This is a genomic window from Endozoicomonas sp. ISHI1 (genome assembly GCF_024606225.1).
Lineage (GTDB): Bacteria > Pseudomonadota > Gammaproteobacteria > Pseudomonadales > Endozoicomonadaceae > Endozoicomonas_A.
Window position 1 is genome coordinate 172279 of record NZ_JAGRPU010000002.1, and the last position, 20894, is coordinate 193172.

The following is a 20894-nucleotide window of genomic DNA, read 5'->3' on the forward strand; positions in this document are numbered from 1 at the left end:
TTTCACAGTCTTCAATGGTGGCTACTGAGATTTTTGTTCCTTCTCAGCAGAAAAAAAAGGCGTTTCAACTTTCTTACTTGATGGCAAATCCAGAGAGGCGGTTATCTCACCCAGGAAATTATCATCCAGCCCGGTATCCAAAACAGCTTCTTCAATCGCCTCTGACTCTTCCTCTTCAATTTTGTTATCCAGACTGTCCGTTGCTGCTGACAACATATTCAGCTTGGTCTCATCATTGGTAAACACTTCTTCAGGAATGGACCTCACAATATCGACGATGGAAGTCAGAGCAAAAATATGAGCTTCCAGTTTTTCCAGATTCATTTTTAACGGTAACTTTTCAAAGTCAGACTCTGTGACCCACTGTTTATCGACGAGATCCAGCATCTCTCCCATCAGCACAAGACGAACGACGTTTTCTTCAGGGAATGTTCTTTCCAGCCTCTCTTCCGCTTCACAGCAGGCATCATGAACGCCTGACTGAATCTTCAACCCTTTCATATCATCAATAATGACTTTCAATCTGACCGGTGAAGTAGAATGAGTCGTACAGTTCAGGTCCGTTGCAAGGAGATCAAGTTGTCCCTGAATAGCCCCTTCGAGATTTTCTGCTCCATAAGTTTCTACCAGATAGCGGTAAGTTTTTTTGAGTGAACCATCATCTCGAACGTGATCCATCTTCGCTGAATCAATAAGATCAGCATAGCTTTCACGGACCGTGCGAACATCAACATCAAAGCCCATTTCTTCAATCATCTGGGCTGCCGACTCAGAGATATTGAGACCAGCCTGGATCAGTGTCGGATTCTTTTCCCTGATGCTTTGTTGAGCCTTTCGAATTTGACTGGCTTTCTCTTGGTCTCCCAGCTCTTCGAAATAGTCTGCGGCAAAATCAAGTGCTGCAAATTGCTCGAGCACATCATCCGAAAATTCCTGTGCTTGCTTAAGAACCTGATTGGGGTTGAGATTGGCTTGATTACTGAAATTATTAGCCAGGTCCTTAAACGCCTGGGTTTCCTGAATTGCCTGTATTTTCCGGATGCGCTCAAGAAGCTTGTCAGAGAGTTCTGAACCGGAAGAGAGTTTTCTGTCTTTGAGTTTGGTTTGCTTGAAGCGGTCGGCGACCATGGAAAGCTCTTCTGCACTGTCAAGCAGTGCAGAAGTAGCATCAGACCGGACTTGAACCGTCTGTCCGGCAACCTTGCCTTTGGCCCCCTGGTTGCCTGCAACGTTCTGGTTACTCTCCAGAAACGATGGCGCTGAGGCACCACCGGCCCTGTCGAGTGGAATAGTCATGTCATGCCTCCTGCATGTCGTAGACGGGAATTCCTACACCCGCGAACCTGAGCTTATCTGTCTAGCCTCTAGTGGTAGTTTTCAGCGTTTCGAACCAGGTTCGTATAATTTCGTCCATTTTGCTTTGAACCGTCTTAACCATGTCCTGGTGCATTTGCATCCATTCAGATGAACTCTGGGCGGCGTTTTCGTGGGTTTTCTGGAAGGCTTCATGCTCTTTCTGTCGTGCCTGGTGTTCAGACGACTGATAGTTGAAACCCGCAGAAATAATGTCACCCACCCCCGTTACCATTTGAGCCTTCTGGGTAGCCAACTGCATCTTGATATTCCTATCAGCAGCGGAACCACCACCCGATGCCCCGCGAATGGCCACCGCACCAGCCCCTATTTTCATGACACCACTGGCCATTCCGGCTGCCAGAGAAAAGATGGCGGCTTTTCTCATTTCTCCGGCCTGGTGCAGAACTTCCTGCTTGGCCGCATCATACTCAATGGCTCTGGTTTCCCTGGCGGTTCTTCGACCCTGAACACTCATCTCGTGAAGGAGTTCAAACACAGTAAAAATGTCCACCAGCTGTTGTAGAACCCTGTCCCCGATCGGGCTGCCCGTTGATAGTACGTTGGCGGCCTTTGCCATCTCTTGCAGATGAGCCAGCTGATTAGCATCCGTTGATCGAGCCAGCTTATCTAGAGTTTTCAAAGATTGTGGATCGGCCGTTGCCAGTAGCACATCGGCTTCTGGATCACTGAAACCCATTTGTTTCAGTAGATCTTTCTGTTGTTCAGTGCCAAATGTTTGGCCATTCAACAGTGCCGTCAAACGTTCTGCCTGAGTATTGCTGAACCCCTGAGAGGTCAGTGCCGATTTATTTTTTCCGGACCCGGTCTGGTGAGTAGACGTCAGCGAATTACCTTCATCATCCGGATCAGCCAGTGACAGCAGGGCATCCACTTGACTTTCACTAAAACCCATGGATTTCAGAGCGTCTTTTTTACCCTGCAAGGCTGACTGACCTCCGTGCATCGACGCCAGAGAGTTACCCGCATCATCGGGATCAGCCAGTGACATCAGGGCATCGAGCTGGCTCTGACTGAAGCCCATTCCGGCAAGAACACTTCTCTTGCCCTCAGCAGTTCCGAGATTATGACCATGAAGACTGCTTAAAAGACCGGCACTTCCTTTCAAAAGATCGGCGTTTCTTTGCAGTTGCTGTTGCTGTTGCGGATTGAGGTTGCCACTGCGTAAACTTTCCGCCAGCTTCTGAGTCTTTTCAAGAGATGACTGAGTCAGCTTACTGATATCGTTGACGTCAGAATTGGCTGTTTCAAGATGGGTGGGCTTGACATCACCGGGTTTATCAAGCTCTGGCGCCCTCTTCTGCTGACCTTTCAATACTTCGGTATTTTTGGCTTCACGGGAATATCGAAGGTTTTCACCATCGAGATCTCCACGACCGACTTCGTCCAGAGGGGCTGAGCCAGCCAGTGCTGATGCCTGAGAACCATAGTCCACCGGCGTATTCTGTGACGCGCCTGTCTGTCCTACCTGTGACATAATCTACCTCCTTGAGACTCAGGCACGCAGGTTGCGCGCAAGTGTAGTCTTGGTTTCGTGATTCGCTTTAATGATGCTGGCAGCTGTGGAGTAGCCATTCTGGAGTTCTTGGATAGCCTTTTCCAAACCTTCCATAGCATCATCGATGGCCTTCTGGATCCTGACCATTTCGGCTTTTTCTTCAAGCGCTTCCGCCCTGAATATGTCTGCTTCGTATTTGTAAACAGAGGTTCCGATATCAGCACCACCCGAAGCCATCTGACCAGCCCCCCCTATCCACTGGGCTGTCTGTCCTATCCTGGACAGGATCGCAACATTTTTTGCAACAGCAGCTGATGTGGTTGCAGCCGTGTTGGCGCCTGTCGCCGTCACCGATGCAGCGGTTGAAGACCCTGTTGCTGTTCCCGAGGCTGTACTGGCAGCGGCGCCACCAGCACCGGCAGCTCCGCCTGCGAAAGCTGCACCCGCAGAAAGTGCGATCATAATGACGGCCCAAAAGACCGTGGCACCAATTTTGGCATCTCTCTCACCGTCTTCGTCACTGGCAAGACCGTCAAAAATTTTCATCATAAAGTTACTGGTTTCTGATGAAACCGTCATAGTGATCATAAGACCCGTCGCTGCAACCATCAGACTTGCGGCAACAATACTTAAAGCACCACCGGTAAGAACTCCCGCAGCAGCCACAGCGACGGTTGCAATCGCCAAGAATACCAGCGCGATATAACTGAAAATCTTCCCTACCATTTGAGATTTTTTCGATTCTTCGACTTTTGCAATGGATTCGCGGATTTTAGATATGATATTGCTACTGCGTTGCTCAGCAGCAACCTGACCTATCTTGATACTCTCCTGATCAAACCGGAGTCGCTCGTTCTGTAACTTTGACTGAATCTGAACCAGCATCGTGGTAGCGCTATCAATATCCAGAGGCTTTTCAGCGTTGAAAGCCGCTTTGGTAAACGCATTGAGATCTTTAGTCAGCTCAGCTTTCAGATCATCCGGAATTTCTCTGATGGCAGAGAAACGGACCATGACATCTTCGAAAGTATTGAACAATGTATTCAGTTTGGGATCGCCACCCCGGGCTTCCATATCTTTGAATCTGGCAGAAGAAGAGTGCATCGGAGCAAGAGCGTTTTTGGGATCATTGGGATCAGCCACGGCCAGCATCCCGTCAATTTGGGATTTACTAAAGCCCATACTTTCAAGCTCAGTACGCTTAGCCTGAAGCTGGTTTGTCTGCTTTCTGATGGGGAGATTTTTCTGTTCCTGAACCACCTCACCGGGCGTCTTGGGTCGGTTTGCCGACTTTTCCATGGCCTGCCCTTCCTGATGCTTCAATACTTCTGCGGTAGCCTTGTCAGACTCAGCATCAGCCGATGGAGCATCCAGAACCGGCGCATTGATATGAGCTTTTGGGGCTTCACCACCTTCCGTTCTGGAGTAACTGTTCTGGTGACTAAAGCCTCGTTGAACCGGATTTTCTTCACTATCAACGGCATCAAAAGAAGCCTGATGAATGTTTCCGGTTTGCTCTGTGGTAACAGGTCCCTGACTGATTGAAGACATCCTTTCACCTCTTCCCTTAACTGCTCAGGTTATCCAGCATGCTTTCGGCTCTCTGTTTCTCTTCCTCGTAAGCAGCCGTATTTCCAGCCCATTCAATGGCCGTCTCGTAAGACATTTTTGCTTTTTCGTTGTCACCCATCGCCAGATGACAGTCAGCGATGTAGATCATGGGTCTGGGATCGTCGGCATCCAGTACCGTGGCAAAAGTGAAGATCTCAATAGCATTTTCATACTGCTTCATCATTTGCTGACAGGCGCCGAGACCCATGAAGTATTTTCGATTGAAGTGATCATAGAAGCAGAGGAACTGAAAGACCTTTTGTGCCTCTTCGTACTTCCCCCCCTGATAAAGGTTATAAGCGACGCTATATATAGCTTCCATGGCATCATCGCTCATATTCTTCAGATCTTTGAAGGTTCCCCCCTTACCAAAGAACTCAAGAAGCATATCATCGAGTTCTTCAGTTTCGTTCATTCTGGCTTCTTCATTCACAGCGTGATCCTCCATGATTCACCGTAGGTTCTGAATAATTGTACTCAGTGACTGATAGTATTTGTTGACGAAGTTAGAAAGCATTTCAAAGCTTTGATTATATTTATTTATAGTCTGCTGTAGTTTAGTTGTTTCCAGCTGGGATTGACTGGTCAATGCCTCAATTTTGGTCTTTAAACCTTCGATATTGACCTCCCAGTCTGCTGAATTGTGATCAGTACCACCCTGGTACTTGGCACCGAGACTGTCCCAAAACTCCTTGAACTCCGGACTAAAGGTTGTTGTGCCCGATGTACCGGCGTCTGCTTTTTTAGCTTTAGCTTTAGCTAACCAGTCGTTTGCCACTTCCAACTGGGCATTCTTGTCCTGAATCGATTCAATCTGCTCTCTGAGTTGAACCTCTATGATTTCCGCCCTGGCCGTAAGAACTGACATCACCAGGGCATCCAGACTGGGTTTGGAAAAATCGACAGGCTCTCCATTCAAATAGGCATTCACAGAGGCGGCCCCCGGGCCAATGTAATTGTCTCCCTGCCAGTTGCTCGGATCACTGACCTGATTCATCAGTGAGACCGGCGTCTGGACATAAACCAGCTGTTTTGCCGCATCCGTGAGCTTGCCAGCGTATTGAAGAGAATTGAGTGTCGACTTATCAACAGTATAAAAATGAGTAGGTGTCAGGGAATTTCCCTGATCATCAGGGTCGGCCAGTGAGAGCAAAGCATCTATCTGAGCATCACTGAAACCCGCCGCCCTGAGTGAGTCCCTTTTAGCGTCAGTAAGATGAACTGACCCTCGCGTGCCAGAGAGTGTTACTCCTCCCTTGTTATCCACCGATGGTGTGGAATCAGTCATAAATTGGCTCCCTGCCGCTCTGAGCAAACCACATTAGAATTAATTTAGTACATGGTTTTCATGCGAAAATTTCATTAAAAACGTAAATTATGCGCTATTTGAAATAATCCTTCTTTCTCATCTTCTCAATCACATTAGCGAACTTATCGCGTGTATACCTTTCAAGCTCGTCTAAAAACTGTGCCCCCGTGATCTTTTTCCCTCTGGGCCTTTCGAGCACTTCCTTGGCGGCCTTCAGAAAGTCATTCTTGTCGCTGCCATCAAGACGATCAGCCTTGTCTAAAGTGCTCAGCTCAAAAGAAAGCACTCGGAAGTGAACCAGATTTTTTGAAATAGATGGATCAACCGCCTCTGAAACACCTGTTTCACTAGTAGAGGACTGTGGAGGTGTTCTCGGTGATTTTCCAGATTTTAGGGCTACTGGTGGTCCAGGCACCAAGTCAGAGACCTCAGCAGAATCCCCAAATGCGACTGGGTACTGGTGCTTTAACAATCGCTCTGCTTTTTCTGCTTCGAGCAACTTCAACACACTACTCAATATTTCCCTTGCCTCTTCTGTACCAGGACTGGCCATGGCTCCTCTGGTCATAGCAATCAGCTGATCCAGGGATGCATCGCTCATTCTCGGCAGCATCTCTTTCAGTTTCGTTAGAAATGCAGCCAGAGCTTGTTCTCTCTCACTGGCCGATGTGGCATTCATCATGGCTTCTGCCGCACTCAAAATAGCGTTTGTGACCGCTTTGAATTCAGCATCATGGGGGTCAAAACTCTTATCTCTACTCAGGACACCGGCAATAGCCTCTGAAACCACCTCTGAGAGAGGCATGCCTGTTTGTATTCCACTAGACATTTGCTCCAAAAGCGCTTCGGGGCCTGCAATAAGCTTGTCCTCTTGTGCGAACCTCTTAAGCCTTTCTTTGGCTTCGTCTTCATCCAGAGAACTCTCTTCCCGGACAGAAATTACGCCATCTCCCTGGGTGAGAGCTTCCAGTACAGGTTTGCGAACAGCCATGAACTTGCCATCATCCACATTGCTTTCATCCGATTTGGATTTAGACTCATCGGGTTTGGGCTCAGGCTTATCGGGTTTTGGTTGAGGCAGGTTCTGCTGGACATCACCTGAGGGGGCCATTATCTCTGTGAGACCCATACTTAACATCATTATTCCGCAAGCGTACAAACAAATCCCTAACGGGGGGAAAGCAATAGTTGCAACCGCGCCCACACCTACCAGAATACCTCCAACTGTGGTGACCGTTGCCTCTTTTTTGTGCTTATCGAGAAAGCCAAGCTTGGGCTGAAGCTCATTTTTGAACGCTTCTTTTCTGCTTTGCGCATCAGGATCAGCGGATGAGCTGACAGATACCCTTGCTTTTGAAGAGTGAGAAGAAGCTGTTGATGTATTTAGCCCATCTTCCGTCCCCGGAGCATGAACGTCAACTTCCTCACCCGGAGATGGTTGCCGAGGTTCTGACTGGAGCGGAGCACCTTCGTCTTCGTCCGGATCAAGTGTTGAATGTGCCCCGTGAAGCCCATAAGATTCTGAAGGACTGGTTGTGGGAGACTTTCTCGAAGCTTCCAGCGAACGGAGCATTTCAGACGCTTCACCGCTGCTCAGTGAATATTCCAGCTCTTCTTCTTTAGGTTCTGGCAAATCTTCCTGATCATAATAGGTTACAGAAGCAGAACGTGAGTGAATACTCTCGGGTGCAGGGCCCGAGCCCTCACTGTCACGTCTGCCAACCAGACTCTGCCCCTGTGTTCCGGTGACATTTCTGGCACCCAACCGACCCGATTTATTGACCTCGTGCTTTGGATGCACTGAATCAACGGGTGGTGTAGTTTGAGCATCAACGCCCGACGTTCTCCCTGGCATAAACCTTCTTCCGAAAAATGCAGCATGTTCTTCAGTAAAGCTTAGATGAAGTATCGCTTCGGCAGGTAGATTTAATACTCAAAGAGAATAAGTGAAACTTTATTATCTAGCCAATTTATTGGCATTTCTATCCGACAGTCACTCAATATATTCACCTGAACTCGTCTGTAAGAGCCTCAGGCTTGTTTCAACGCCCCTTACACCGCTTTTTGTGTAGTAGGTGTTTCATAAAACTCCAACACCGCAGACATGACATCTTTAGGGCTTAGCACCCCCACCAGTGCACCATCATCGACTACGGGCACTCTGAAAGCATGGGCTTTCATGAAGTGTTCATAAGCAGTGATGATATCGTCATAGGGCGATACGCAAAGGACTTCCCGGGTCATACTTTCACCCACAAGGCTGCCTTCCTGAGAAAAATACCCACCCATCAACGTTCCCTGAAGACAGTCGGTTTCTGAAAGGAGACCTACCAATCCCTCATTCTCATCGACTACCGGAACAGCTGTGATGTCGTTATGGAGCAGTATTCGTATAGCCTCAACCACTTCCATAGTTGGTGGAATGGTGATCACTTGAGGAGTCATGCAGTCTTTAACTTTGATTGATCTCATAAAACCTCTCCGGTTGTTCAGAGCATCAGAAGCAATACTGACACCTTAAAGTATTCTACTCTTTTCCGAACAATGTCCAATTGCAGGGAGAAACTTAGTTCATAAAGTCTTGTAGAGAACGAAGACAAGTCTCTTCGGGGACTCTATAATGGCTACCTTCCCATCCATTTACCTCTGTAATCGAAATAAGGCAAAGGTATACACATGAGCTATGCGAATATCCCGGCAGGTAAAAGTTTGCCTGAAGATATCTATGTTGCCATCGAAATTCCGGCCAATGCGTCACCTATCAAGTACGAAATCGACAAGGATATTGATGCTCTGATGGTAGACCGTTTCATGGCTACCCCCATGTTCTACCCTGCCAACTATGGTTACATTCCTCAGACTCTGGCAGACGATGGTGACCCTCTGGACGTTCTGGTAGTGACGCCTTACCCTGTTGTCCCGGGTTCCGTCATTCGCTGCCGTGCGGTCGGTATGCTGAACATGTCCGACGAGAGTGGTCAGGACGAGAAACTGATTGCAGTTCCCCATGAGAAGCTGTCTGCACTGTACAACAATGTACAGGAGTACTCTGATCTGCCAGAACTGCTGCTGAAGCAAATCGAACACTTCTTCGAGAACTATAAGGATCTGGAACCGGGCAAGTGGGTCAAGATCGAAGGCTGGGAAGGAAAAGAAGCGGCCTTTGAAGTCATCAAAAAGTCTGCTGCCAACTACAAAGGCTGAAGGGATTAACGCAATAAACCATTTTTTGTAAATGGATTATTAATCCCTTAATGGTGTTGGAGATATTCTCTCCCGCACCATTTGCCAACTCTGGAGCTTGCATCCCGGCGGATTCACTTCACAATTAAAGGACCATAAACAAGAACAGTTGGTTTTACATGGTTCAGCTATTTCGAAGCAATCAAAAATCTTACCTCACAACGTTTTTCCTTACTCTCTTTACCTGGGCTCTTGCCGGTGTTTCTTCTGCTAATGTGAATGCACTATTGGGATCTGACACCCAACAATTTTTGCCTGTCGAAGAAGCCTTTCAGCTGGAAGCAGAGATTGTAAACAACACACTGCTGCTGCACTTTCTCGTAACGCCAGGGCATTATCTCTACAAAGATCGATTCAGCTTTTCCAATCATGAAAGCTCTACACTGCTTGGAGAGCCTTTATTCCCAAAAGGCAAGCAAAAGTACGACATTAACTTTGAACAGAACATGGAGGTCTTTCCAGAAAATGTCACTGTCAGAATTCCTGTCAAGAGTACTGAGTCCGAGCCTCAATTCCAGATAAGGTTTCAGGGCTGTGCTGATGCAGGTCTTTGCTATCCGCCACAGACACTAAATATTTCTGCCCGGAACCCCAATGTCACCAGTGCTGGCCTGATTGAGTCTTCTGAAACAACATCGGAAGACGGCAAGGCTCTGAGTTTCTCAGAATCCTTTGGAGACAGAGACCTCCTTGTGACTCTTTTACTATTTTTACTGGCAGGTCTGGGGCTGTCTTTCACCCCCTGTGTACTTCCGATGATTCCCATTCTCTCCAGTCTGCTGGTAGGCGCTGCATCAAAGGGAGCCAGTCGAAAAAGAACGCTCTCTCTTTCCATCATTTATGTACTCAGCATGTCGATCACCTTCGCTCTGGCTGGCACCTTGACGGGGCTTTTCGGGGCGAGCCTGAACTTGCAGGCAAAACTGCAATCGCCCTGGCTACTGATCCCTTTTGCTGCTCTCTTCGTCATTCTTGCTTTGAGCATGTTTGGTCTTTATGAGCTTCAGCTCCCGGAAAAACTCAGAGACCGTCTCAACAGACAGCCTCAGAAATCAGGAAGTCATTCTGCTGCAGCCATTATGGGGATTTTATCGGCTCTGGTAGTATCGCCATGCGTCTCAGCACCTCTGGCAGGCGCATTGATTTACATCAGTTCAACAGGTGACGCACTCATTGGTGGACTCTCGTTGCTGGCTCTGGGCCTGGGAATGGGACTGCCACTCCTATTGATCGGCCTGGGTGGCAAGAGCCTGCTGCCTGGAGCTGGCGGCTGGATGGAGAATGTGAAACACTTCTTTGGTTTCCTTCTGCTTGGCGTTGCCGTCTGGATGCTGGAGCGTGTTATACCCGCACCACTCACACTCTTTCTCTGGGGCACCCTGGCCATTGGTGCTGCTGTTTGTCTTGGCGCTCTGGACTTCAGCAAGAAAGTTGGATCCGCTCTATTTTTTCAGGCAGTTGGCCTCGTTTTCCTGATCTATGGTGTTCTTCTGATCATCGGAGCAGCTCAAGGTCACAACCACCCACTGCAGCCTCTTGGCAGAATCAGCCAGCCCGGTGAAAACCTTTCAACAAGGGACTCTTTCCGCACAGTTACAACAGTTGAAGCACTCTCAGCTCAGCTGGAAACGGCTAAAAAGCTTGGCAGAGCAGCCATGATTGATGTTTATGCGGACTGGTGTGTTTCCTGCAGGGCTATGGAAAGAGACGTTTTTCCTGAAGCTTTTGCCAAAATTGACACAGGCAATTGGCATTTCATCAAGTTTGATATAACCGCGAATACCTCCGAACAACTGAACTGGCTGGACAATTATCAATTGTTTGGCCCTCCTTCCCTGCTGTTTTTCGATCCCAATGGTCAGGAGCGAAGTGAAATGCGCTCTCAGGGAGAGGTAGCCTCCTCACAACTCCGGAAAAAGCTGAACCAGACGTTTTATCCATAAGACATTCCTTAAACATGGCGTTGAAATGCTTCGTAACTGGCCTTAACGTTCAGTAACACGCACGAACTAGACCCATTCATTTCGTTGCGGCACAATGAACGCCAATATGAGAGGATACTAATGGCAAAAATACTTGTTCTTAATGGCCCCAATCTAAACCTGCTGGGAACCAGAGAGCCCAGCGTATATGGTGCCACGACACTGAAACAAATCGACCAGATTCTGATCCAACAGGCTCAAATGGCTGGTCACCAGCTCAGCTGCTCCCAAAGCAACGCTGAACATGAACTCATAGAACGGATTCATAAAGCCTCTGAAGAAGAGGTTGATTTCATCATTATCAACCCTGCTGCTTACACTCATACCAGCGTTGCTATCAGAGATGCCCTGCTGGGTGTTGCCATTCCCTTTATTGAAGTCCACTTGTCCAATATCCATCGACGGGAAGCTTTCCGGCATCACTCCTATTTCAGTGATGTGGCGGAAGGCGTGATCGCTGGAGTCGGACCAAAGGGCTATGAGTTTGGTCTGGCCTATGCTATTGACCTGCTCAGTCAGAAGTCTTGAGGCTGATCTTGACAGGCTCCATCAGCAGGGCGCTCTTCTGAAAAGCCAACATGACTGAAAGCTTTAAGGCCGACTACAGAAAATCACTTCTTCTGTTTAGGGAATAAAATGATTTTCACAGTAAAAACAATCAAGGCTGCATGATTGAGTGCGCCAATGAATACATCCAATTAACCACGGGACAGTTTCTCCCTGTCCAACAGCATTTGAGAGTGACGATGGACATCCGAAAAGTAAAAAAGCTCATTGAGCTTCTGGAAGAGTCTGGAATTGATGAGCTGGAAATTCACGAAGGTGAAGAATCTGTTCGCATCAGCCGTTATTCCCAGAATGCTCCAGTAGCCTCAGTCGCTGCTCCACAGTTTATTCCTGCAACGACTCCAGTGCCTGTGGCAGCGGCCTCTGAAACCCCGGCAACAGCCCCGACGTCAGAAACCAAGCCCCAACTGTCCGGTCACTATGTAAAATCTCCAATGGTCGGTACTTTCTACACAGCATCCTCACCCAGCTCACCGGTTTTTGTTGAACTGGGACAACAGGTTAAGGAAGGTGATGTTCTCTGCATTGTCGAAGCCATGAAGATGATGAACCAGATCAAGGCCGACAAATCAGGTACCATCGAAGCTATTCTGGTTGAAAACGGGCAGCCCGTTGAATACGACCAGCCCCTGTTTACCATTGCCTGAGACAGATGTCATGCTGGATAAAATCGTAATCGCCAACCGGGGCGAAATAGCTCTGAGGGTGTTGCGGGCCTGTAAAGAACTCGGCATTAAAACCGTAGCTGTGCACTCCAAGGCTGATGCAAGCCTGATGCACGTGCGTCTGGCTGACGAGTCAGTCTGCATTGGTCCCAACAGCCCTACTGAAAGCTACCTGAATATCCCTGCTATTATCAGTGCTGCGGAAGTGACTGACGCTAACGGTATTCACCCTGGCTACGGCTTTCTATCAGAAAATGCCGATTTTGCCGAGCAGGTAGAACGCAGCGGATTCACCTTTATAGGCCCTGCGCCTGACGTTATTCGCCTGATGGGTGACAAAGTATCCGCAATTGCCGCCATGAAAGAAGCCGGTGTGCCAACCGTTCCTGGCTCTGATGGTCCCATCACAGACGATGACGAACGCACACTAAACATTGCTCGCTGCATTGGTTACCCGGTGATTATCAAAGCATCAGGTGGTGGCGGTGGTCGCGGTATGCGAGTCGTTCACAGCGAGTCTGATCTTCTGGATGCCATCAACTTGACCCAGTCTGAAGCTAAGGCAGCCTTCAACAATGACGTAGTCTACCTGGAGAAATTCCTTGAAAATCCTCGTCATGTTGAATTCCAGGTACTATCGGACAGCCACGGCAATGCTATACATCTGGGGGATCGTGACTGTTCTTTGCAGCGCCGTCACCAGAAAGTCATTGAAGAAGCGCCTGCACCCGGCATTGATGAAGATGCCAGAGCTACCGTAGCAGCGGCCTGTACCAAGGCCTGTATTGAAATTGGCTATACCGGGGCAGGTACCTTCGAATTCCTGTATGAAGATGGCCGGTTCTACTTCATCGAGATGAACACCCGTGTGCAGGTTGAACACCCTGTAACAGAAATGATTTCTGGCATAGATATCGTCAGAGAGCAGATTCGCATCGCCAGTGGCCTGCCTTTGAGCATTACTCAGGAAGAAGTTGAACTTCAGGGACATGCTTTTGAATGCCGTATCAATGCAGAAGACCCCAAAACCTTTATGCCTTCCCCGGGTTTGGTCAACCAGTTCCATTCACCCGGTGGTAATGGTGTTCGGGTAGATTCGCATCTCTACAGTGGCTACAGCATTCCACCTTACTATGACTCTCTGATAGCCAAGATAATCACCTATGGCCCAGATCGTGAAACCGCTCTTTTTAGAATGAGAAACGCATTGGATGAAGCCGTTGTGGATGGTATTCGTACGAATATTCCACTGCATCAGGATCTGGTGAAGGACAAAAACTTCCAGAAAGGAGGCGTCAGCATCCATTATCTGGAAAAGAAGCTTGAAGAGGACTGATTCTGCTTCCAAAGCTCTCTGAAAGCTGCTTTCGGAGAGCTTACCCCCTCTTCTTTCATAATACCTCTTGTCCCAGTCCTTCAATCAGCTAGAATGTGTCCGATCCGGCGGATACTTATCCTGCCTCCCTCCCCTAATCAGTAAGTCCATACCCATGCCCTGGATACAAATCAAACTAGACACCTCTTCCGACCATGCTGAAGAACTGGAAGACCTGCTTTTGGAAGCTGGAGCCAGTGCTGTAACCCTTCAGGATGGTAAAGATCAGCCATTGTTCGAACCTGAGCCAGGCAGCACACCGCTGTGGCAACACACCCTTGTCATTGGCCTCTTCGATGCCCATACAGATATGGACGCTGTAGTAGAGCACTTACAGTCTCAATACCAACAAAACCCATTTCCGGGCCACAAGATTGAAATTGTGGAAGACAAGGATTGGGAAAGAGAGTGGATGACCCATTTTGTGCCCATGCGATTTGGCACAAAACTCTGGGTTTGCCCCAGTTGGAAAGAGATTCCAGAACCTGATGCTATAAACCTGATGCTCGACCCCGGTCTGGCTTTTGGAACAGGCACTCACCCAACCACAGCCCTGTGCCTTGAATGGCTGGAAAAGCAGGAAAATTTCGAAAACCAATCGGTTATCGACTACGGATGTGGGTCCGGCATTCTGGCGATTGCAGCACTATTGCTGGGTGCCAAAACAGTCACAGGTGTGGATCTTGATCCTCAGGCACTGGAAGCTACTATCGATAATGCTGAGAGGAACGGGATCGCCCCGGAAAAACTGAAAGTATATCTGCCCGAACAAGTCCCGAAAAATAAAGCAGACGTCGTCATAGCCAACATACTCGCAGGCCCACTGGTAGAACTCGCCCCCACATTGGCGAGCTATCTCAAAGGTGGCGGAAAAATCACTTTATCCGGCATTCTCTCAGAACAGAAAAGCAGTATCGTCAGCACCTACTCTGAATGGTTTGACCTGGGACCAGTTGTACAGAACGAAGACTGGATCCTGGTGACCGGAACCCGGAAGTAATAACCATAAAAAGATGCAATATTTTTTGATATCAGACTGATCTCAGACAAGATCCCGGAAGATTTTATCTTTCGGGCTGTGGACATCCTTTGTAGCTCTTTGATCTAATAATCCACACTCAATCAAGACAGTAACGCATACAGGCTTCATGAAAGGCTCTCGAATCACCCGCTGCCCAAAATGCCAGACCTCCTTTAAGGTGACCCAGGCGCAATTACGAGCCGCCAGTGGTTCGGTTCGATGCGGTTCCTGTCTTGAGGTGTTTGATGCCCTATCAAACATGCCCAATAAAGCTGCTCCGGAAAAACCGCTCCAGAAGAAGCCGAAAGACAAACCGGCTGAAAAACAATCGACCCGACATGACAAAGTAGCAGAGAAAAACACGACTCAGGATAGCAAGCCTGAAGAAAGCACTTTAAGAGCCGTCGAAACGACGCCTGAAGAAGAGCCCCCATTCCATTCTTTTCTGGATACTTTGAATAAGGAGCACGTTGAGGTTGATGAAGAATCAGGAAGAAGTTCCCTGAGAGTAATGGGCTGGGTCACTCTGATCCTGATTTTTTCTGTATCGCTTGCTGGACAGTACGCATGGTTTAACAGAGATCAGCTTTCACTCGACCCACGTTTGAGACCAGCATACACTTTAAGCTGTCAATATCTGAACTGCTCCCTTCCGGCATTGGTAGATGTTAACGCCATCAAAAGCCTGCAACTGCACATCCGTAGCCACCCCGAGCGAAGCGAAGGTCTGGTAGTAGACTCAGTGATCATCAATGAAGCCACGTTTCCGCAACCCTGGCCCCTGCTTGAGTTAACATTTACTGACATTAATGGCCAACCCGAAGCCAGTAGACGGTTTCGCCCGAAGGAGTATCTGGGCGGTGCACTGGCTGGATCCAGAGAGATACCCAGCGGACACCCCATAAGGCTCAGTATGGAAATCGTTGATCCCGGCAATGGAGCTACCAACTATCAGCTGTATTTTTTACCTGCCAATTAAAAGACTGGCAGAAGCGAAAGCCCTATAAATCGAGTCTCTATGGTGTTTTACCGGCAAGTGCATCCACAAACCGTAACCGAGCAATTGCAATAAGTAGATATCGCAAATCTATAGGTATTTAATCGAGATCAAAAATCACTTAGATCACCTAAATTATTACTTGCGGTACTTTTCACAAAAGTCACTATACACCGTCTTTGAAAGGTCATATTTCGCAACAGGACACCGGTACGTGGTAATAACTGCTCGTGAAGATGAGTGCTGTTCCAGTCAGAGCCCACAATAAAACACCCTTTCGTCTAAAAATTGTACAGAGTATTATATGCGATTACGCCTGCCTGATCTCCCACAAAGAGACACTGAAAGTCGTATAAATCTTTGAAAACCCCGCAAGATCGACCTCTTGCTTTTTTCATGATCCCGAGCAGTCATTTAAATCACCTTAGAGGATTTTTATCACGCTCTGGACAGTAGCAACGCTGGATTGAGGCAAACCACTTTGTTAAAGATAGGTCCATACACTATTCAAAGTCCGGTTATCCTGGCCCCCATGGCCGGAGTAACAGATCGCCCATTCAGGCAACTGTGTCTGAGAATGGGAGCGGGTATGGCCGTCTCAGAAATGGTGACCAGCAACCCAAAACTCTGGAACACACGAAAGTCTCGACTGAGAATGGATCATCACGCCGAAGAGTTTCAACCTCGCTCTGTTCAGATTGCAGGCAGTGACCCGGAACAAATGGCTGTTGCGGCTCGTCTAAACCAGGAACGGGGCGCCCAAATCATTGATATCAACATGGGCTGCCCTGCAAAAAAAGTCTGCAACAAAGCGGCTGGCTCCGCTCTGATGAGAGAACCTGAACTGGTAAAGCAAATATTGAAGTCAGTGGTTCAGGCGGTTGATATCCCGGTCACTCTAAAGACACGGACCGGCTGGTGTCCTGAAAACAAAAACGGCCTCGACATTGCCTTGATGGCACAGGACTTTGGTATATCCGCTCTGGCCGTTCATGGTAGAACCCGCCAGTGTATGTATAAGGGTGAGGCTGAATACGAGACCATTGCCCGAATTTGTGAATCCATGGAGATTCCAGTGATAGCCAATGGCGATATTACTTCTCCCGAGAAAGCAAAAGCGGTATTGGACATCACAGGCGCAGACGCCGTCATGGTGGGACGTGCAGCCCAGGGAAGACCCTGGATATTCAGGGAGATTAACCACTACCTTGAACAGGGTAAACAGCTGCCAGCGCCGGAACACAAAGAGATCCAGTCCATTCTACTGGGTCACCTTGCTGCACTTCACGAGTTTTATGGTGAAACCCAAGGCGTGCGCATAGCCAGAAAACACGTTGGCTGGTACCTGCAGGCCAGCCCATCCGGATCAAGACTTCGCAAACAATTCAACAATCTAGAGTCTGCAGAAGAACAAGAAAACTGCATACTGGAGTACTTTCAAACCTTAAGTCATCACAAGGATATTGCAGCATGACGGCACCTCATATTATTACTGATAAACCCTCTGTCCATGGACAGACACTAACCAGCCCTATCGAGAGTGAAACGCAGACACTCCGCGACAGTGTTGAGAAAGCAATGAACAACTACTTCAGCCATCTGGATGGTCAGGAAGTAACCGATGTATACCAGATGGTCCTTTCTGAAGTAGAAGCCCCCCTTCTGGAAACCGTTATGACGTACGTCAAGGGTAACCAGACCAGAGCTTCAGTCCTGCTTGGTTTGAACCGTGGCACACTAAGAAAGAAACTCAAGCAATACGACCTTTTGTAACCTCCCTGCCTCTAAAGTCGTATTATGATCTGTGACATGAATACGACTTTATCTACCTCCCGTCTTTACAACCCATATAAAAACAAAACCCAGATCTTTTTGAAGATCAATAGCTTTGTAATAACCTGTACTTCAGTTCGAGGTAGCAACATTATTTTTGTATTTCCCACTATTTCCGAGAATCGGATGCTGCGAAGAAGCTCAAATCCGGCTAGAATCAGTCAGCTTTTCAGGCAACGATTTTTCAGTGAGTAAAGGAATGATGGCAAACGATTTCGAACAGCCTCCCCTTCGAAGAGCCCTGATCAGTGTCTCAGATAAAACCGGGATAGTGGAATTTGCACGTGCACTGCATCAGCGCTCAGTAGAAATCCTCTCCACGGGCGGCACGTACAATCTGCTGGTTGAGCACGATATTCCCGCTGTGGAAATCTCCAGTTACACTGGCTTTCCGGAAATGATGGACGGCAGAGTCAAAACCCTGCACCCCAAAGTTCACGGAGGCATTCTGGGTCGCTCCGGTCAGGACGAAGCCGTCATGACAGAGCACGGTATCAAGCCAATCGATCTGGTCGTCGTCAACCTCTACCCCTTCGAGCAGACAGTGACCCGTGAGGACTGCACACTGGAGATGGCGATCGAGAACATTGACATTGGTGGCCCCACCATGGTTCGTGCTGCTGCCAAAAACCACAGGGACACCACGATTGTCGTCGATGCAAAAGACTACACCCGGGTGCTCTCCGAGCTTGGTGAGAACAACGGCTCTGTTTCTGCAGCGACTCGTTTTGATCTTGCAGTAAAGGCCTTTGAGCATACTGCTCAGTATGATGGTGCTATTGCCAACTATCTCGGAACATTGACGGGCGATAACGAAGAACCAGAAGCCTTTCCTCGAACTTTTAACCGTCAGTACAAAAAAGTACAGGACATGCGTTATGGCGAGAACCCCCATCAGAAAGCCGCTTTCTATGTAGAAGATCCTGCTCCTTCGGGCACTGTTTCCAGTGCTCAGAAGATTCAGGGCAAGGCACTCTCTTTCAATAATATTGCTGACACCGATGCGGCTCTGGAATGTGTCAAATCTTTTGAATCTGCTGCCTGTGTCATCGTCAAACATGCCAACCCATGTGGTGTAGCCATCGGCGCTGACATCTTTGAGGCTTATAACAGAGCCTACACAACCGACCCCACATCCGCCTTTGGTGGCATCATAGCGTTTAACAGAAAACTCGATGCAGTCACTGCCAACGCCATCATTGATCGTCAGTTTGTAGAAGTCATCATTGCTCCGGAAGTCGACAGCGAAGCAGAAATCATTCTTCAGAACAAAAAGAATATCCGGCTACTGTGTTGCGGCACACTACCAGAGACAACAGAACATTTTCTGGATTTCAAACGAGTCAATGGCGGACTGCTGGTTCAAGACAGCGACATCAAGGTAACCAGCACCCTGGAACTGAAATCAGTTACAGAGAGAACACCCACTGAAGCAGAACTGGACGATCTGCTTTTCGCCTGGAAAGTGGGTAAGTTTGTCAAGTCGAATGCGATCGTCTACGCCAGGGATCATCAAACCATCGGTATAGGTGCAGGTCAGATGAGCCGGGTTTACAGTGCTCGAATTGCCGGCATCAAGGCAGCCGACGAAAATCTGGAAGTCCGCGGATCTGTAATGGCATCAGACGCCTTCTTCCCATTCAGGGATGGCATTGATGCAGCCGCCAGTGCCGGAATTACCGCTGTCATCCAGCCAGGCGGCTCCATGCGAGATCAAGAAGTGATTGATGCCGCCAACGAGGTCGGCATTGCCATGGTATTCACAGGCGTCAGACATTTTCGTCACTGATCGCTGACAAGAGACACAGAATGTGTCTCTTTTTTCACTCGATCTACGACCAATAACAAACACTGGCTATCCACCACAAACAGACTCCCCGGGGACAGGCAAACCTATGAAAGTACTTATCATCGGCAGTGGCGGACGCGAACATGCGCTCGCCTGGAAAGCAACTCAAGACGACAAGGTAGGACAGGTTTTTGTGGCACCTGGAAACGCAGGAACAGCTCTTGAGCAAGGCATAACCAACATCAGCATTGATGTTCTTGAACTCGATAAACTGGTTGAATTCGCCAGCGAAGAAAACATCGACCTTACCATTGTTGGCCCTGAAGCCCCTCTGGTGGCCGGTATTGTTGACCGCTTTGAAGCAGCCAACCTCACTATTTTCGGCCCCACTCAAGGTGCTGCACAACTGGAAGGCTCGAAGGCTTTCACCAAAGACTTCCTGGCTCGCCACAAAATCCCTACTGCCGACTATCAAACCTTCACTGACATTGATCAGGCCAAAGCCTATGTCCGTGAGAAAGGCACCCCTGTTGTCGTAAAAGCGGACGGACTGGCGGCTGGCAAAGGCGTCATTCTTGCTGACACAGAAGAACAGGCACTTGCTGCCATTGATGACATGCTGGCTGGCAACGCCTTTGGTGAAGCAGGACACCGGGTGGTTATCGAAGAATTCCTTCAAGGAGAAGAAGCCAGCTTTATTGTTATGGTGGATGGCAAAAACATTCTACCTCTGGTGACCAGCCAGGATCATAAAGCCAGGGATAACGGTGACAAAGGCCCTAACACGGGTGGTATGGGTGCATACTCGCCGGCACCGGTAGTGACTCAGAGCATTCATGAGCGCGCAATGGAGGAAGTGATCATTCCCACCGTGAAAGGTATGGCTGCCGAAGGTAACACCTACAAGGGTTTTCTTTACGCAGGCCTGATGATTGACGACAAAGGCACACCAAAAGTACTGGAATTCAACTGTCGTTTCGGTGACCCTGAAACCCAGCCCATTATGATGCGTCTGCAATCCAGTCTGACTGAACTTTGTCTGGCTGGCGCAACAGGAAAGCTGGATCAAATCCAGGCCCAGTGGGATGAAAGAACCGCACTTGGCGTTGTTATGGCCGCAGGTGGCTACCCGGAAAAGTACCACAAAGGCGACATCATCACTGGTATTGAGAAAGCCAACTCAACAGACTGCAAAGTGTTTCACGCCGGCACTCAGTTAAGGGGAGAACAAGTAGTGACCTATGGCGGTCGCGTACTCTGTGTCACGGCTCTGGGCAGCAGCGTCAGCGAAGCGCAGGACAAAGCCTATCAGGCCTCCTCAAAAATTCAGTGGGATAATGCTTACTTCAGGACAGACATTGGCTATCGCGCTATAGCCAGAGAACATTAAGTATTTGATGCTTTTCAGATGGAGCGAACAGCCTACCCGCTCCATCAGCTGATCACACTTCACCCCATCTAAACTAGCGTCCACCGAACAATAGAATAAAAAACTCATAAAGCTTCTATCTCCAGAGCACAAAAACCTTCAAAGTAAAGTTATATAAAATTGCAACGATTCCACTTTTCCGCAAGCCAGCTTAGGGTATACTCACTACCAATCGAAAAATGGAATTTTCAATAAATATTA

At 48.5% G+C, this 20894-nt stretch carries 18 protein-coding genes; 11 read left to right on the top strand and 7 right to left on the bottom strand.

Going from position 1 to position 20894, the window contains the following annotated elements; genetic code table 11:
* Positions 1-21: 21 nt before the first annotated feature.
* From KBW69_RS02855 to KBW69_RS02885, 7 genes are all read right to left on the bottom strand, one after another.
* Complete coding sequence (locus KBW69_RS02855) at positions 22-1296, bottom strand: TyeA family type III secretion system gatekeeper subunit (RefSeq protein ID WP_257279842.1); 1275 nt, start codon at positions 1294-1296, stop codon at positions 22-24.
* Positions 1297-1357: 61 nt separating this feature from the next.
* Positions 1358-2851 (bottom strand): hypothetical protein, encoded by a 1494-nt coding sequence (locus KBW69_RS02860; protein ID WP_257279843.1) that lies wholly within the window; start codon positions 2849-2851, stop codon positions 1358-1360.
* A gap of 18 nt (positions 2852-2869) precedes the next feature.
* Positions 2870-4423, bottom strand: coding sequence for a type III secretion system translocon subunit SctE (sctE, locus tag KBW69_RS02865; protein WP_257279844.1), 1554 nt, complete (start codon positions 4421-4423; stop codon positions 2870-2872).
* Positions 4424-4439: 16 nt separating this feature from the next.
* A complete protein-coding gene (locus tag KBW69_RS02870) occupies positions 4440-4931 on the bottom strand; it encodes a SycD/LcrH family type III secretion system chaperone (RefSeq protein WP_257279845.1) in 492 nt (163 codons plus the stop codon).
* A 3-nt stretch (positions 4932-4934) separates the two neighbouring features.
* On the bottom strand, positions 4935-5771 hold the full coding sequence (locus KBW69_RS02875; RefSeq protein ID WP_257276063.1) for a hypothetical protein: 837 nt from the start codon (positions 5769-5771) through the stop codon (positions 4935-4937).
* A 94-nt stretch (positions 5772-5865) separates the two neighbouring features.
* Positions 5866-7647 carry a hypothetical protein gene (locus KBW69_RS02880; RefSeq protein ID WP_257276062.1) on the bottom strand — a complete coding sequence of 594 codons (1782 nt, stop codon included), beginning with the start codon at positions 7645-7647 and terminating at the stop codon, positions 5866-5868.
* A 197-nt stretch (positions 7648-7844) separates the two neighbouring features.
* Complete coding sequence (locus KBW69_RS02885; RefSeq protein ID WP_257279846.1) at positions 7845-8264, bottom strand: CBS domain-containing protein; 420 nt, start codon at positions 8262-8264, stop codon at positions 7845-7847.
* A 204-nt stretch (positions 8265-8468) separates the two neighbouring features.
* On the opposite strand from KBW69_RS02885, the gene ppa reads away from it, so the two are divergent.
* From ppa to purD, 11 genes are all read left to right on the top strand, one after another.
* On the top strand, positions 8469-8996 hold the full coding sequence (gene ppa / locus KBW69_RS02890; RefSeq protein WP_257279847.1) for an inorganic diphosphatase: 528 nt from the start codon (positions 8469-8471) through the stop codon (positions 8994-8996).
* Between the two features lie 158 nt (positions 8997-9154).
* Positions 9155-10978 carry a protein-disulfide reductase DsbD gene (gene dsbD, locus KBW69_RS02895; protein ID WP_257279848.1) on the top strand — a complete coding sequence of 608 codons (1824 nt, stop codon included), beginning with the start codon at positions 9155-9157 and terminating at the stop codon, positions 10976-10978.
* Between the two features lie 120 nt (positions 10979-11098).
* On the top strand, positions 11099-11545 hold the full coding sequence (aroQ, locus tag KBW69_RS02900; protein ID WP_257279849.1) for a type II 3-dehydroquinate dehydratase: 447 nt from the start codon (positions 11099-11101) through the stop codon (positions 11543-11545).
* A 218-nt stretch (positions 11546-11763) separates the two neighbouring features.
* Positions 11764-12231, top strand: a complete 468-nt coding sequence (gene accB, locus KBW69_RS02905; protein ID WP_257275731.1) for an acetyl-CoA carboxylase biotin carboxyl carrier protein — start codon at positions 11764-11766, stop codon at positions 12229-12231.
* A gap of 10 nt (positions 12232-12241) precedes the next feature.
* Positions 12242-13585, top strand: coding sequence for an acetyl-CoA carboxylase biotin carboxylase subunit (gene accC, locus KBW69_RS02910; RefSeq protein ID WP_257275730.1), 1344 nt, complete (start codon positions 12242-12244; stop codon positions 13583-13585).
* A 154-nt stretch (positions 13586-13739) separates the two neighbouring features.
* Positions 13740-14624, top strand: coding sequence for a 50S ribosomal protein L11 methyltransferase (prmA, locus tag KBW69_RS02915; protein ID WP_257275729.1), 885 nt, complete (start codon positions 13740-13742; stop codon positions 14622-14624).
* A 148-nt stretch (positions 14625-14772) separates the two neighbouring features.
* Positions 14773-15624, top strand: a complete 852-nt coding sequence (locus KBW69_RS02920) for a DUF3426 domain-containing protein (RefSeq protein ID WP_257275728.1) — start codon at positions 14773-14775, stop codon at positions 15622-15624.
* A 550-nt stretch (positions 15625-16174) separates the two neighbouring features.
* Positions 16175-17116: a tRNA dihydrouridine synthase DusB gene (gene dusB, locus KBW69_RS02925; protein ID WP_373690665.1), complete on the top strand. Its 942-nt coding sequence runs from the start codon at positions 16175-16177 to the stop codon at positions 17114-17116.
* Positions 17113-17415 (top strand): DNA-binding transcriptional regulator Fis, encoded by a 303-nt coding sequence (fis, locus tag KBW69_RS02930; RefSeq protein WP_257275726.1) that lies wholly within the window; start codon positions 17113-17115, stop codon positions 17413-17415. Before dusB ends, fis begins: the two co-directional genes overlap by 4 nt.
* Positions 17416-17674: 259 nt before the next feature.
* Positions 17675-19264 (top strand): bifunctional phosphoribosylaminoimidazolecarboxamide formyltransferase/IMP cyclohydrolase, encoded by a 1590-nt coding sequence (gene purH / locus KBW69_RS02935; RefSeq protein ID WP_257279850.1) that lies wholly within the window; start codon positions 17675-17677, stop codon positions 19262-19264.
* 106 nt (positions 19265-19370) lie between these two features.
* The gene (gene purD, locus KBW69_RS02940; RefSeq protein ID WP_257279851.1) at positions 19371-20654 is read left to right on the top strand and encodes a phosphoribosylamine--glycine ligase; all 1284 of its coding nucleotides are present in this window, start codon (positions 19371-19373) and stop codon (positions 20652-20654) included.
* Positions 20655-20894 lie beyond the last annotated feature (240 nt).

What these genes read in the sequence shown, in the direction of transcription:
- sctE (WP_257279844.1), bottom strand. Translation starts at nt 4,423, where the DNA reads ATGTCTTCAATCAGTCAGGGACCTGTTACCACAGAGCAAACCGGAAAC.
- KBW69_RS02855 (WP_257279842.1), bottom strand. Translation starts at nt 1,296, where the DNA reads ATGACTATTCCACTCGACAGGGCCGGTGGTGCCTCAGCGCCATCGTTT.
- purD (WP_257279851.1), top strand. Translation starts at nt 19,371, where the DNA reads ATGAAAGTACTTATCATCGGCAGTGGCGGACGCGAACATGCGCTCGCC.
- aroQ (WP_257279849.1), top strand. Translation starts at nt 11,099, where the DNA reads ATGGCAAAAATACTTGTTCTTAATGGCCCCAATCTAAACCTGCTGGGA.
- KBW69_RS02875 (WP_257276063.1), bottom strand. Translation starts at nt 5,771, where the DNA reads ATGACTGATTCCACACCATCGGTGGATAACAAGGGAGGAGTAACACTC.
- fis (WP_257275726.1), top strand. Translation starts at nt 17,113, where the DNA reads ATGACGGCACCTCATATTATTACTGATAAACCCTCTGTCCATGGACAG.
- KBW69_RS02860 (WP_257279843.1), bottom strand. Translation starts at nt 2,851, where the DNA reads ATGTCACAGGTAGGACAGACAGGCGCGTCACAGAATACGCCGGTGGAC.
- KBW69_RS02880 (WP_257276062.1), bottom strand. Translation starts at nt 7,647, where the DNA reads ATGCCAGGGAGAACGTCGGGCGTTGATGCTCAAACTACACCACCCGTT.
- purH (WP_257279850.1), top strand. Translation starts at nt 17,675, where the DNA reads ATGATGGCAAACGATTTCGAACAGCCTCCCCTTCGAAGAGCCCTGATC.
- KBW69_RS02920 (WP_257275728.1), top strand. Translation starts at nt 14,773, where the DNA reads ATGAAAGGCTCTCGAATCACCCGCTGCCCAAAATGCCAGACCTCCTTT.
- KBW69_RS02870 (WP_257279845.1), bottom strand. Translation starts at nt 4,931, where the DNA reads ATGGAGGATCACGCTGTGAATGAAGAAGCCAGAATGAACGAAACTGAA.
- accC (WP_257275730.1), top strand. Translation starts at nt 12,242, where the DNA reads ATGCTGGATAAAATCGTAATCGCCAACCGGGGCGAAATAGCTCTGAGG.
- ppa (WP_257279847.1), top strand. Translation starts at nt 8,469, where the DNA reads ATGAGCTATGCGAATATCCCGGCAGGTAAAAGTTTGCCTGAAGATATC.
- prmA (WP_257275729.1), top strand. Translation starts at nt 13,740, where the DNA reads ATGCCCTGGATACAAATCAAACTAGACACCTCTTCCGACCATGCTGAA.
- accB (WP_257275731.1), top strand. Translation starts at nt 11,764, where the DNA reads ATGGACATCCGAAAAGTAAAAAAGCTCATTGAGCTTCTGGAAGAGTCT.
- KBW69_RS02885 (WP_257279846.1), bottom strand. Translation starts at nt 8,264, where the DNA reads ATGAGATCAATCAAAGTTAAAGACTGCATGACTCCTCAAGTGATCACC.
- dsbD (WP_257279848.1), top strand. Translation starts at nt 9,155, where the DNA reads ATGGTTCAGCTATTTCGAAGCAATCAAAAATCTTACCTCACAACGTTT.
- dusB (WP_373690665.1), top strand. Translation starts at nt 16,175, where the DNA reads ATGGCCGGAGTAACAGATCGCCCATTCAGGCAACTGTGTCTGAGAATG.